11 protein-coding genes and 1 pseudogene are annotated in these 12,447 nt (G+C 69.4%); 9 read left to right on the top strand and 3 right to left on the bottom strand.

Annotation, left to right across the window (positions count from 1 at the left end; translation table 11 throughout):
• Positions 1-116: 116 nt before the first annotated feature.
• The 3 genes from ACODT5_RS32235 to ACODT5_RS32225 are packed head-to-tail and all read left to right on the top strand — an operon-like array spanning position 117 to position 4,080.
• On the top strand, positions 117-2,219 hold the full coding sequence (locus ACODT5_RS32235) for a helix-turn-helix transcriptional regulator (RefSeq protein ID WP_422522651.1): 2,103 nt from the start codon (positions 117-119) through the stop codon (positions 2,217-2,219).
• Positions 2,216-3,193: a hypothetical protein gene (locus ACODT5_RS32230; RefSeq protein WP_422522650.1), complete on the top strand. Its 978-nt coding sequence runs from the start codon at positions 2,216-2,218 to the stop codon at positions 3,191-3,193. Before ACODT5_RS32235 ends, ACODT5_RS32230 begins: the two co-directional genes overlap by 4 nt.
• Positions 3,193-4,080, top strand: coding sequence for a DUF6339 family protein (locus tag ACODT5_RS32225; protein ID WP_422522649.1), 888 nt, complete (start codon positions 3,193-3,195; stop codon positions 4,078-4,080). The genes ACODT5_RS32230 and ACODT5_RS32225 overlap by 1 nt, the downstream gene beginning before the upstream one ends.
• Positions 4,081-4,095: 15 nt before the next feature.
• Here ACODT5_RS32225 and ACODT5_RS32220 read toward each other — a convergent pair whose 3' ends face one another.
• From ACODT5_RS32220 to ACODT5_RS32210, 3 genes are all read right to left on the bottom strand, one after another.
• Positions 4,096-5,199 carry a DNA cytosine methyltransferase gene (locus ACODT5_RS32220; RefSeq protein ID WP_422522648.1) on the bottom strand — a complete coding sequence of 368 codons (1,104 nt, stop codon included), beginning with the start codon at positions 5,197-5,199 and terminating at the stop codon, positions 4,096-4,098.
• A gap of 53 nt (positions 5,200-5,252) precedes the next feature.
• Entirely contained in the window at positions 5,253-6,242 is a 990-nt protein-coding gene (locus ACODT5_RS32215; RefSeq protein ID WP_422522647.1) for a DNA cytosine methyltransferase, read from the bottom strand.
• 101 nt (positions 6,243-6,343) lie between these two features.
• The gene (locus tag ACODT5_RS32210) at positions 6,344-7,348 is read right to left on the bottom strand and encodes an SEC-C metal-binding domain-containing protein (protein WP_422522646.1); all 1,005 of its coding nucleotides are present in this window, start codon (positions 7,346-7,348) and stop codon (positions 6,344-6,346) included.
• 56 nt (positions 7,349-7,404) lie between these two features.
• On the opposite strand from ACODT5_RS32210, the gene ACODT5_RS32205 reads away from it, so the two are divergent.
• From ACODT5_RS32205 to ACODT5_RS32180, 6 genes and pseudogenes are all read left to right on the top strand, one after another.
• Entirely contained in the window at positions 7,405-8,205 is an 801-nt protein-coding gene (locus ACODT5_RS32205) for a class E sortase (RefSeq protein WP_422522645.1), read from the top strand.
• Between the two features lie 69 nt (positions 8,206-8,274).
• The gene (locus ACODT5_RS32200; protein ID WP_422522644.1) at positions 8,275-8,457 is read left to right on the top strand and encodes a DUF3311 domain-containing protein; all 183 of its coding nucleotides are present in this window, start codon (positions 8,275-8,277) and stop codon (positions 8,455-8,457) included.
• 38 nt (positions 8,458-8,495) lie between these two features.
• Positions 8,496-10,016, top strand: a complete 1,521-nt coding sequence (locus ACODT5_RS32195; protein ID WP_422525105.1) for a sodium:solute symporter family protein — start codon at positions 8,496-8,498, stop codon at positions 10,014-10,016.
• 120 nt (positions 10,017-10,136) lie between these two features.
• On the top strand, positions 10,137-10,472 hold the full coding sequence (locus ACODT5_RS32190) for a DUF6412 domain-containing protein (RefSeq protein WP_422522643.1): 336 nt from the start codon (positions 10,137-10,139) through the stop codon (positions 10,470-10,472).
• 118 nt (positions 10,473-10,590) lie between these two features.
• Positions 10,591-11,451, top strand: a complete 861-nt coding sequence (locus tag ACODT5_RS32185; RefSeq protein WP_422522642.1) for a hypothetical protein — start codon at positions 10,591-10,593, stop codon at positions 11,449-11,451.
• 122 nt (positions 11,452-11,573) lie between these two features.
• Positions 11,574-12,432: pseudogene (locus tag ACODT5_RS32180) on the top strand (fumarylacetoacetate hydrolase family protein).
• The last annotated feature ends 15 nt before the right edge of the window (positions 12,433-12,447 follow it).

Here is a 12,447-nt window from a genome sequence, read left to right as displayed (position 1 = left end):
CCTGCCTGTACATCGAATTTTGACATGACAGACCTCGTCAAATGGGCCTGTTAGGCTGGCCGCCGGGTGCTGGGGGATTTGCCCCGGCCGGCGTGGAAGAGGAAGGCGCGCAGTCGATGACAGTGCAGCAGGGCGAGGCGTTCGGTCCTTGGCTCGGCCGTCAGCTCCGGCGGGCCGGCATGTCGCAGGCCCAGCTCGCCACACGACTCGGGTTGACCCGCGCGGCGGTGTCCGCCTGGATCACTGGTCGCGCCGAGCCGCGCGAGGAGACCAAGCGGGCCATCGCCGAGGTCCTGGGCACCGATGCCGCCTCCGTGTACAACCGCACCGCCGATGTCACCACTGCGCGGCCACTCCAGTGGCATCATCGCCCCGCCCACGCGGATGGCGGGCGCGAGTACGGAAATGCCGCGGCCTTCGCCTTCGACGCCGACCTCTCCGTCCTGGCCCGAGAGGCCACCCAGAACTCCCTGGACGAGCGCCACCGCCCCGATGCCCCCGTCCATGTGCGCTACACCCTTCACGAGTTGAGTGGTGAGCACCTCGACGAATTCCTCCGGACCTTGCGCTGGGGGGAGTTGCGTACGCACTATGAACAGGCCGCCGCGGCCGAACAGAAGGTCTCGCGGAGCCTGCGGGTGGCACTCGACGATCTGGGTGGCAATCGGTCCCTGCTCCTGCTGCGCGTCGACGACTCCAATGCCTCCGGTCTCACCGGCCCTGAATACAGTGATGGACGGTTCGCCGCTGTCGTCCGACGCCAGCTCGACAGCCACAAGCAGTCCGGAGGACGTGCCGGCGGTTCGTACGGGCTGGGCAAGGCCACGCTCTGGGCGACCAGCCGGTTCGGCCTCGTGCTAATGAACTCGACTCTCTCCGAGCCACACGAGGGGCGAACCGAGCGGCGCGTCATCGGTCGACTAGACCTGCCCTGGCACGAGATCGACGGGGCGGCGTACGCCGGCCCCGCGTGGTTCGGCGAGGCGGACACCGAAGCCGACCACAAAGGCGTCTCCCGCTCTTGGTGGGCGGACGAACAGACGGTGCGGGACCTGCACCTGGAGCGGATTGGTTCCGACCCAGGGACCTCGTTCCTCATTGTGGGTGCCCATGACGCGTCCGGGGATGCCGAGACCCTCCAGGAGATGCACGACAAGCTGGTCAGATCTCTGGCCGATGGATTCTGGGCCGCGATGATCAGCGGGCGGGACGCGGGAGCCCTGCTGGAGGCTCGCGTCACCACGCTGCGCAACGGCCAGGTGCTGATCCCCGAGGAACGGGTCGACCCGCATGCGCACCACCCTGCGCTGAGCCGTGCCCTGCAGGCCTACCTCGACGGCGAGACTGTCGGTGAACTCACGGCCGGAGATCAGGTCGCCCGCGTGTCCGTCCCCCTCGTCGTCACACCCTTCAGGGGCAAGGGGCGCTCTCGCGACAAGGGGCTGGAGCACCCGGCCGTTCTCCTCCTCACTCCGGCCGTCGAGAACGACGAACATGCCAACCGCGTCGTTTGTATGCGGGGAAACCGCATGACGATCACCGAGCAGCGCCCCCGCGACATGCCACTGGGCGCCGTGCCTTTCCACGCCGTGCTCCTCGCCGGATACGCCACCGGTCGCGACGCGGAGGACGTCGCCGTCGCGGAGGCGTTCTTGCGGGCCTCTGAACCCCCCGAGCATGATCGCTGGGACCGCACTGAAGAACTCACCACCCTGTACGAACGGGGTGCGCTCAGCCGCCTCAAGGAGTTCCGCACCGAGATCGACAAGGCCGTACGGGGGCTCGTAGGTCGCCGCGAGAACGGGCGCAGGGCGGGAGGCCCGACCGTGCTGCGCGAACTGCTGAAGCTCGACGGGGGCGGGGCGGCAGGCAGCCGTCGTGCCCAAGGCTTCCCCACTGTGCGCACCGTCAACGCTCGCGTCGAGACCACGGGCGCCTGGCACGTCACGGTCGGCCTCAAGCTGCCCGACGTCGAGGATCCGTGGCTCCTTACCCCTGTTGCCAAGTTCGACGTACGCTCCGGAGGCCGCCCGGAAGTCGGGTGGGCATTGCTCACGCCGACCGAGAACTGTCGTGTCGAATCCGGCAACCTCGCTATTGAAGCGGGCGTGCGAACGGCCGTGTTCACCGGTGTCACAGACCCCTCCACCCACCCGGTACAAGGCGGTCTCGCCCGACTCGTCGTAGACATCGTCAAGGCCCGTGGAGGCGTTGCGTGAAGCCGGCATTTCCGTACCCGACCCTCTTCGGCGACGTTGGCATTGAAGTCCTGGCCGTTGTCGTTGACGGTGCGGAACTTCCCTACTTGAACGTCTCCAGGGCTGAGCAAACCGTCGCTTTGCACCAGACGGGACGTGAGAAGTGGGACACGGCTACCCTCCGGCTCAAGGCGGTCCTGCCTGAGCAGGAGGTCGCTGGAGGGCCCTGGTCCGATGTCGTCTGCCTGGCCGTCCTGACCGAGAAGGCGACCAATACACGCACCGTCGCGCATCTCGCGTACGCCCCGGACGGCAGCCGGCAGGGGGTTATCGAATTGTCGCGAGCCCTTCACTACAACCGGGCCGTGCTCACCCTCGCTGTGGTGAGCACTGTGGGCGGCGTTGCGGGACGTGTCATCGGCTCGATGGAACAGGACTGGTACATCGACCTCAAGGAAACGGTCCCAGTGCGTCGGCGCGAGATCGAGATCGTCGAGGTCGACTTCCGTGAGGGACCGCACGACTGGCTGCGTCCATTCAGGGAATCGTCCTGGATTGTCGAGACCTCCGGCGACATTCCGACCGTATACCTCAACACCACAGCGGTGGAGGGGTTGATGGACGTCCTCGGTGGCACCGGCGGGACCGTTGCGGAGAAGGTGTTGCGCGATATGACGGCAAGCCAGATCTCTCAGGACGCCTGGACCGCCATGTTCCACACCGCGATCAACGAGCTCGATGTCGATGACGACGGGACCCCTGTCATGCCCACCGGCTGGCGTGAGGCGGTGGTGCGCATGATGCTCCCCGATGTCCTGCCCGGCCGACAACTCACCGACGCGCTGTACGACATCAACGAGCGCCGCACAAAGGGGTTCGGCTGGTCCGAACTTCAGACGAGCATCCAGCACGCCGCCGGCAAGCGCAGCCGGATCACGAAGAAGCTGACCGACGCAGTACGGTCCGTCGACCGAGCCGAGAGGAGTGCGAGCTGATGCATCGCTCAACCGCCGCCGACATCCCGTCAGCCCTCGGGCTGCTGTCCGACGGTGCCGCAACCAAGCACCTCGGCCGCGGCATGTTGGCGGGCCACGACAACCGACCCCAAGTCGCACTTCGCAAGGCGGCCGAGAGCCTTCCGGAGACCGAGGCACGCTGGCGCACCGCGCCCCTACGCGAACTCCTCGATGAGGCAATGAACCGCTTCGAAGACAATCGAGCGGCGGCGGACGGCTGGCTCGCCCCACGCCTACACGCCACGCTGCGCATGACCCGTGCCGAGGCGGCTGACTGCAGGCGGTGGAACTTCCTCGCGATGCTCGTCGGGTCGGATTATGTGTTCTGGCGTCACAAGGGAACGGAGGCGGCCGCCCCTTCCCGCTTCGTCGGCCCCCATTACACCCAGGCTTTCGCGCGCCTGTGGTGGGCGGCGGAACTCTTCCGTGACGGCTCGGACTACCGGCCCGTCGAGATCGCCTGTCGCGTGCAGGATGTGCTCAACACGACGATGCGCTTGGACGTCATCGATCACCGGCCCACCGCCCAGGCGATTCTCCGTGTACTGGAACGTCTGATGGCCGACGGAACCCCCCGCCTCGGTGACCGGATCAACGCCCTGTCGTCCGCCGTCAACGCAGCGGGGAGCACTCTTGTCTACGACGTTCTCGCTCCCGACCGGCCCACGGACCACGATGCTCTCCACGACTGGATTGCCGAGGCCGAGCACAGCCCCGCCGTCCCCTGGGAACGCCTACCGGACGGTCCGGACGACGGATCGGTGAGCGGACGAGCCCTGGAAGCGCTGCTGCCGCTGTTTGAGCAACTGTCGGCCGAGGCGCCGCTTCGGCATCGGCGGAAGCGGGAGGCCGGCGAGGAGGGATGAGGGTGAAGGCGTACCTCAGACGGCGGCGGAGGGAGCAAGCGGAGCACTTGCCTTCGTCTCTGCCCACTTGGCCTTCACGGCCGCGTCGAGTGCCTGCTCATCGAGTGTCATGCCGAGCGCGGCAGCGAGTACGTGGGCGGCGAGGCGCGGCGGAATGGCGTTTCCGATCTGCTGGGCAATGTCGCCGCGAGACCACGGATAGTCGACGGGGAACGTCTGAAGTTGACCTGCCTCGGGGTGGTTGAACCGGTCCAATTCGGAACCGAGCGGCGTCACCAGGCGATTGCGGGAAATCTTTCCGGTAACCGTGGCCGAGGGCATGGCCGAGCTGCGGCGGCCGCGGGCCTTGGGGTCGCCGCCCGTTCCGTAATTGGAGATCACGACGAATTCGTCCCGACGCTCCAGCGCCTCACCCATCGACACCCAGGCCTTTTTGTGCGGATCGCCGTCGCCCTTGGCCTTACCCTTGCGGTAGCGGTGATGTGTCGGACTCGGAAGTTCGGCCTTTTCGCCGAGACGGGCGATCAGGATTGCCCGACGCCGTGTCTGCGGTACGCCGAATTCCTCGGTGTGCAGAATGTCGCAGTCAACCGAGTAGCCCAGGGTCTTGAGTACCTCCGCCATTGCCTGCCACACAGGCAGGACGGCAGGCACCTGCTCAAGCACAATGGCCTGGTAGGGCTTGCCTGCCGTATGTGCGGCGAGTGCCCATTTCAGAGGCTGCAGGACCAGCCCCGTGCGCTCGTCGTCGAGCTTGACGAGATCGTCCTCGATCTTGCTGTAGTCCTCGCCGGATGCCATGCGATCGATGAAGGCAAGCACCTGATCCAGCGCGCGACGTCCGGCGCCTGCCCCGGCGACGGTGTACGTCTGGCACGGCGGCCCGCCGGCGAGGATGGTGGCGTTCGGAAACTTCTCCGGTTCGAAATTACGGACGTCGCCCGGCACGGTGATCAGATCCGCCGCAACGCGAGTGGCGCATGCGTTCTGGTCCCACTCGATCCCCGCCACTGACACGTCCAGCCAGCGTGCGGCCACGTCCAGCCCGCCCGGTCCCGCAAAGAGGTCCACCATCTCGACAGACGCGGGGTCGGGCTGTCTGGAATCTACGGAGGTCATGTGTCGGTAGTCTAGTCGGCTCCGCCCGGTGAGGGTGACGGCGGATCGGCTGCTCACGCCCCCAATGCCGCGGCGATGGCGCGCCCCAATGCCTCGCCCACTGGCGGAGGTGACGCGTGCCCCACCTGGCGATAGCGGGCGGTCTTCTTGCCCGCGACCTGCCAGTCGGAGGGGAAGCCCTGGAGGCGGGCCGCCTGCTCCACCGTGAGCGGCATCATGCCCGGTCGGCCCAGGGTTGGATCCCATCGGAATTCGGGCCCGGGTACCTCATTCGCCACGGTGGCGCCGTCCACGCCCATCCTCGCCCACGCCTTCTTCGACCCTGTCGGGCCGAGATCAGGGCCTCCTCGTTCCCACGAGCCGCCCACCAACGTCGGCGCGATCCGGTCAGCCTGGGCAGCCCATTGCATGGCGCCCGACCATCCGCGTGCAGCCATGGACTCGCCGAGCGCCTCACCCGCCGTGATCGGCGGTTCCATTACCCGGGGCGGAATCTTGAAGGCATCAATCATGTCGTCCTTGAAGGCGACGAGGAGGCCCTGCTTCCGATCTTGCGGTACCCGGTAGTCCGCCGCGTTGAGCACGAACCACTCATATCGATATCCGAGATGATCAAGTTCTGCGGTGATGTATTCCCGGATCGGGGCATAGGTCTCTTTTGTGATCAGATCCGGCACGTTCTCGATGAGGAGTGCGCGCGGCTGCACGCTGTGCATGAGCAAGATCGTGGCCTTCAGGATCTCCAGCTCGAGATCGCTGCCGCGACCGCGATGGACCGCGGCGGTCGCCTTCACGCGGGGAAGCCCCGCCGACAGCAGGTCCACTCCGTACGTCTGCTGGTGGTCGACGGGGTCGAAATCGAGGAGATCCATTTCAAGGATGTCCCACCCGGGGCGGTTGATCCGCAGCGTTTCGCAGACGACCGGGCGGTTGTCGATGAGCAGCACGGGGTCGAAACCGGCCCCCTCAAGCCCGAGAGCGAGGCCACCCGCGCCTGCGCAGATCTCAAGCGAGGTGAGTCGTTTCTGTGCTGCTGTCGTCATGTCTCCGCCGCTCTGATGCGTGATCTTGAGTGCTCGGAGCGAGGGTAGGCCGGATTGCGCCCTGTGTGCGAAGGCGTCGAGGATTCTGTCTCAATCCCTGTCTACCGCCCATGCCCGTGGCACTCCCCGTACGGTCGGCCCGACGAGCACCAGCACGGAGTGGTGGGCGTCGGGGGCCACGGGGTGGCCTTGCCTCGGGCGGCCAGGGTGGTGGCGTATTCCGCCAGGAGGGACGGGGAGGACGGGGAGGTCTTTTCCGAGGCGGCGAAGGCTTCGTACGAGGGGACGCTGGCCGTGACGATGCCGAGGTTCGTCGTGCCCGAGGCGGCCAGGGTGCGGAGGGAGGCTTCCACCTGGGCCAGGTGGGCGTCGTGGGAGGGGTACTCCGTGGACAGGGTGGGGTAGCTGGTGAGCAGCTCCGCCAGTTCGCGGGCCGGCCAGTGGAGGATCGCCACCGGGAAGGGGCGGGAGAGCGCGGCGCGGCGGTCGCCGAGTTCGGCGCGCAGGCGGGCGATCTCGGCGCGGAGTTCGGCGGGGTCGTCGGAGCCGAGGGCCCAGATGCGCTTGGGGTCGTGGAGCTCGTCCAGCGGGATCGGGCCGATGTGGCGGGTGTCCGCGACCATGTCCCAGTCGTCGTGGGGGAGGGCCAGCAGGCGGCGTACGCGGTGGCGGCCCGTGAGGAGCGCGGTCGTGGCCCGGGTGAGGGGGGCGTTGTCCGGGGCCAGGAGGGTGGCCGCCTCCGTGAAGCACTCGTGGGAGGCTTCGAGTTCGTCGTGGGCTTCCAGGGCCTCGGCGATGACCTCCCAGGGGGCCGGGTCCGAGGGGGCCGCGGCGCGGATGCCCTGGATGAGGGCGCGGGCCTCGGGCTCGTGGCCGTACTCCCAGAGGTTGGCCGCCTGGAGGGCCTTGATGAGGGAGGGATCGTCCGTCGTGTCAGCGGCCAGGAGTTGGTCGTAGAGGGCGCTCGCCCGTTCGCGTTCGTCGGCCAGTTCGAGGTGGGCCGCGGCCTGGAGGAGCAGGGGCTCCTGGTCCTCGGGGTAGCGGGTCGCCGTGCGGATGAGGCGCTCGGCTTCGGCGATGTGCTCGGCAGGCGTGTCGGGGCGCATGGTTTGCAGCGTACTGCCGCTGGTCAGTTGACGGGGGAGGACTTAAGGTGCCGCCCGTGCGAGATCGCGTGCGGGTCGTGGTGCAGGGGAAGGGCCGGCGGACGTGGCATGCGCGCCGGGCCGGTCTCGCGGGGGCGTTGTGGGCGGCGGGTGAACTGGCCGTCACCGTGGGTGTGGTGGTGATGCTGCTGGTGGTGCACCAGGTGTGGTGGACCAACCGGCAGGCGCTGAGTGCCGCCCACGAGGTGGTGAGGGAGCTGGAGGAGGGCGGGTGGGCCCCCGTGCCCGAGGAGGGTGGGGCCGAGGAGGATCCGGCCGGCGACTCGTCCGTCGCTCCGTCCGACGGGCCGGACGGTGACGGGCCCTCGAGCCAGGTACCGGGCAACTCCGGGTCGCGCACCGCCAAGCCGCCGCCGCGGGCGTCCGCGTACGGCGTCCTGCGCATTCCGCGTCTCGGCGTCGCCGTGCCCGTCGCGCAGGGCGTGGACAAGCGGTCCGTGCTCGACAAGGGCTACGCCGGGCACTACGCGGGGACCGCGCAGCCCGGGGCCGAGGGGAACTTTGCGCTCGCCGGACACCGCAACACGCACGGGGAGCCGTTCAGGTACATCAACCGGCTCAGGGCCGGGGACGAGCTGATCGTGGATGTGCGGGGGAAGCGCTACGTGTACCTGGTCGGGCAGACGCTGGCGGAGACGACCGAGCGCGACACCGGGGTGATCGCTCCCGTCCCGCGCAGCGCCGTCACGCCGGGGGCCGGGTACAGCGAGCCCGGTGCGTACATCACGCTGACCACGTGCACGCCCGAGTACAGCTCCAAGTACCGGCTCGTGGTGTGGGGGACCCTCAAGCGCTGACGGCGGGCGGGCCGGCGGACGGGCCGGCGGGCGGATGGACCGTAGTGTGGGGCGGTGCGTCGGAAAAGGGTGAAACGTACGCAGTTGGTGTGGCTTGCCGCGCCGTTCGTGTTGTTCGCCGGTGGGCTGCCGTTCGCCAACCGGGTGGAGCCGGCACTGGGCGGCGTACCGTTCCTGCTCCTCTGGTTCGCCGGGGCGACCCTGCTGACCCCGCTCGCGGTCTGGCTGACCTGGCGCGGTGATCACCGGTGAGCCAGGTGGCCGTGGCGACCACCGTCTTCGGGGTGTTCATGGTGGCCACCGTCGCGCTCGGACTGCTCGCGGTGCGCGGGCGGGGCGGACGCGGCGGGGGCGGCGGCGGGCTCGCCGAGTGGTCGGTGGGCGGGCGGTCGCTCGGGACCGTGTTCATCTGGGTCCTGATGGCGGGCGAGGGATACACGAGCTTCAGCTACCTCGGCGCGGCCGGCTGGGGCTACAACTACGGAGCCCCGGTGATGTACGTGGTCGCGTACATGTCCTGCGGCTACGCGGTCGGTTACGTCGTCGGACCCGTGCTCTGGGACTACGCGCGCCGCCACGGCCTCGTCGGCATCACGGACATGGTGAGTCACCGGTACGGGCGCCCGTGGCTCGGCGCCGCGGTCGCGGTGCTGGCGACCGTGTTCCTGCTCCCCTACATCCAGCTCCAGATCACCGGAATGGGTGTCGTGGTCTCGACGGTCACCTACGGCGCGGTGTCCCTGGAATGGGCGTACTTCATCGCCTTCGCCGTCACCACCGGCTTCGTCGTCGTGAGCGGGCTGCGCGGCAGCGCGTGGGTGTCCGTGCTGAAGGACGTGCTGGTCATCTGCACGCTCGGGTTCCTCGCCGTCTACGTGCCCCAGCACTACTTCGGCGGCTACGGGGAGCTCTTCGACCGGCTCGCGGCCGAACGCCCGCAGTGGCTGACCCTCCCCGGCGCCGGGAGCGGCGAGGGCGGCCGGGGCGAGCTGGGGGTGGGTTGGTTCGCCTCCACCACCGTGCTGAACGCGCTGACTGTCGTCATCTTCCCGACCACGGTGGCGGGTTACCTGGGCGCGCGGAGCGCCGACGCGCTGCGCCGCAACGCCATCCTGCTGCCCGCGTACAACGTGCTCCTCTTCGTACCGATGCTGCTGGGCATGGCGGCGCTGTTCGTCGTCCCGGGACTGACGGGCGCGGAGTCCAACCTCGCGCTGTTCAAGCTGGTCGTGGACTCCCTGCCGGCGTGGGCGGTGGGGTTGATCGGGGTGGCGGCGGCGCTGTCGTCGATCGTGCCGATGGCGGTGTTCATGCTGGTCATCGGCACGATGTGGGGGCGCAGCGTGCTTTCGCTCGTGCCGCGGTGGAGCTCGGGAGAGCGGCAGAAGCTCGCCTCGCAGGTGGTCGTGGTGGCGGCCGGGACGATCGCGCTGGTGATGACGTACACGGCGCCGAACACGCTGGTCCGGCTCTCGCTCGTGTCCTACGAGGGCATGGCGCAACTGGTGCCGATGCTGCTGCTGGGTCTGGTGTGGCGCCGGCTCACGATGGCGGCCGCGGTGTGCGGGCTGGCCGCGGGGGTCGCGGTCGTCTGCGGGCTGGTCTTCACGGGCAACGACCCGGTGTGGGGCGTGAACGCGGGCATGGTCGCCCTCGTGGTGAACCTGGCGGTCGCGCTGACGGTGGCCTGGCTCGGTCCGCGTGAGGGGGAGGGGGACGGGGACGGGAGGCCGGACGAGGAGGTTCTCGCGCGTGATCCCCTGCACGGGGATCAAAACGAAGTCCCGTCCGTTGTCGGTGTGCGCGGTTAGTATCGATCGCGAGTACGAGTACGAGTACGAGTACGAGTACGAGTACGAGTACGAGTACGAGTACGAGTTACGCGTGCGGGTACGGGAGTTCGTGCGCCGGAGCGGGAGGGGGCGGTTCGTATGGCAGAGCACAGAGGGCTTCGTCCCGTGCGGTTCGCGGTGCCGTCCGCGCGGCTGTTGGCCGTGCTGGCCCCGCTCCTGCTGCTCGGCGGATTCCTCGGGCTGTTCGCCGGGGAGGGCGGGCTCGGAGCGGTCGTGGTGGCCCTCGCGGCGACCTTCGCCGTCGGCGCCTCGGCCTTGGCCGCCCGGCTGGTCCGGCCGGTGCCGCCGCACCGAATACGTACCGCGATCCGTGATCGCGAGAAGCGCACGGCGTTCCTGCCGCAGCGCGATCCCGACGCTTCGGGCCGGTCGAGGCCCAGGGCGCCCGGCCGTTCCCTTCCGACGGCCGCGTAGGGGCGCGCAGCTCCTTCTGATCACTCATCTCCACTGATCACTGTTGTCGCCCCTCGCGGGTCGTCACGCCGAAAACGCATCTCTTTCGACGTTCGACGAGACCCCTCGGAGGGCCCACGTGTCCGCATTCACTCATCTTGTCGCTCTGCTGGGCCGGCTCCTGGAGCCGGTGCTGGCCGAGTCCGCGACCGCTGCCGCGATCGTGCTGTTCACCGTGCTCGTACGGCTCGCGCTGTACCCGCTGAGCCGGGCCGGCTTCCGTGGGGCGACCCCGGTGGCGGCCATCTTGCCCATGCTGCTCCAGCTGCCGGTGTTCTTCGTGATGTACCGGGCGTTCTCCGCGGCGGAGATCGGCGGGTCCAGCAACGAGCTGCTCGGCCGGCAGCTGTTCGCCGCGCCGCTGGGGGACCGGTGGGGCGACGCGCTCGGGGACGGCGGCCTGTTCGGGGCGCGGGGGCTGGTGTTCCTCGGGCTGTTCGCGGCCATCGCGGTGGTGGCCGCGTGGAGCGCGGTCCGCGGGCGCAGGGCCGCGGCGCTGGCGGCCGACGCCGCCGAGGCGGCCGCGGCCACGACCGAGGCCGGCCGGGGCAAGGCCGGCGGCGGCAAGGGTGGCGCCGGCAAGGCCGGTGCCGGCAGGGCCGCGGGGGGCGCGCGGGCTCGGGCGCAGGCCGCGGGTGGCGCGCGTACCGGGGGCAAGGCCGCCGGGGTCAAGCCTGCCGGGGCCTTCTCCGCCGCGCTCGGGGCCGGCGGCGCCGTGAGCGCCGAGCAGCGGGAGGCCATGCGCAAGCTGGGCGGCGTACTGCCCCTGCTGTCCTTCGGGACGCTGATCACGGCTGCCCTGGTGCCGTTGGCGGCCGGCCTGTACCTGGTCACCACCACCGCCTGGTCGGTGGCCGAACGGATCTGGCTCCAGCACCGGAAGGACCGGGCGGAGGCTGCCGGGCGGGCGCTCAGCGGAGCAGAGCGTTCCGTCATGTGAACAGGGTCTTGCGGATGAGGCCGACATCTTGGAGGATCGACCAATCCTCCGATGGCCGCAACCCATCGTCCGGCCCGGGGCATGCCCATGGGCCGACCACCCTCGACCACGGGAGAATGCCCATGAAGCTGCTGCGTGTAGGACCCGTCGGGTCGGAGCGCCCCGCGCTGCTCGACCAGGACGGGACCCTGCGGGACCTGTCCGGCCTGATCACGGATGTGGATGGCGCGCTGCTCGCCGACGACTCCGTGCTGTCCCGGGTACGGGACGCGGCCGGGTCCGGTGAGCTCCCGGTGCTGGACGCCGAGGGCCTGCGGATCGGGTCTGCGGTCGGCCGCATAGGCAAGGTCGTGGGCATCGGCCTGAACTACCACGGGCACGCGGCCGAGGTGGGCGCCGAGGCGCCGGCCGAGCCGATCGTGTTCCTCAAGGCCCCGGACACCGTGGTCGGCCCCGACGACACCGTGTTGATCCCGCGCACCAGCGTGAAGACCGACTGGGAGGCGGAGCTCGGCGTCGTCATCGGTGCCACCGCCCGCTACCTGTTCCTCCCCCGAGGAGGGCCTCGCGCACGTCGGCGGGTACGTGCTGGTCAACGACGTGACCGAGCGCGCGTTCCAGATCGAGCGCGGCGGCACCTGGGACAAGGGCAAGAACTGCGAGACCTTCACCCCGCTCGGCCCCTGGCTGGTCACCGCGGACGAGATCCCGGACCCGCAGGTGCTGGACGTCAAGCTGTGGGTCAACGGTGAGCTCAAGCAGGACGGCAACACCTCCGACCAGATCTTCCCGGTCGGCGAGGTCGTGCGGTACGTCAGCCAGTTCATGACCCTGTACCCGGGCGATGTCATCGTCACCGGCACCCCGGCCGGTGTGGCCGCGGGCCAGCCGGAGCCGAAGCCGTTCCTGCGGGCGGGCGACGTCGTGGAGCTGGAGATCGACGGGCTCGGCCGTCAGCGCCAGGAGTTCAAGGACGCTTGACGATGCTCGCTCCTG

Source organism: Streptomyces tatrensis (assembly GCF_049310065.1).
GTDB lineage: Bacteria > Actinomycetota > Actinomycetes > Streptomycetales > Streptomycetaceae > Streptomyces.
Note: the sequence above shows the minus strand (reverse complement) of the source record. Positions and strands in the feature narration are given on the sequence as shown.

Excerpts from the sequence above, each read along its gene's own strand:
- ACODT5_RS32235 (WP_422522651.1), top strand. The coding sequence starts at position 117 with ATGACAGTGCAGCAGGGCGAGGCGTTCGGTCCTTGGCTCGGCCGTCAG.
- ACODT5_RS32195 (WP_422525105.1), top strand. The coding sequence starts at position 8,496 with ATGGTGGCCACCGTCGCGCTCGGACTGCTCGCGGTGCGCGGGCGGGGC.
- ACODT5_RS32220 (WP_422522648.1), bottom strand. The coding sequence starts at position 5,199 with ATGACCTCCGTAGATTCCAGACAGCCCGACCCCGCGTCTGTCGAGATG.
- ACODT5_RS32190 (WP_422522643.1), top strand. The coding sequence starts at position 10,137 with ATGGCAGAGCACAGAGGGCTTCGTCCCGTGCGGTTCGCGGTGCCGTCC.
- ACODT5_RS32215 (WP_422522647.1), bottom strand. The coding sequence starts at position 6,242 with ATGACGACAGCAGCACAGAAACGACTCACCTCGCTTGAGATCTGCGCA.
- ACODT5_RS32210 (WP_422522646.1), bottom strand. The coding sequence starts at position 7,348 with ATGCGCCCCGACACGCCTGCCGAGCACATCGCCGAAGCCGAGCGCCTC.
- ACODT5_RS32225 (WP_422522649.1), top strand. The coding sequence starts at position 3,193 with ATGCATCGCTCAACCGCCGCCGACATCCCGTCAGCCCTCGGGCTGCTG.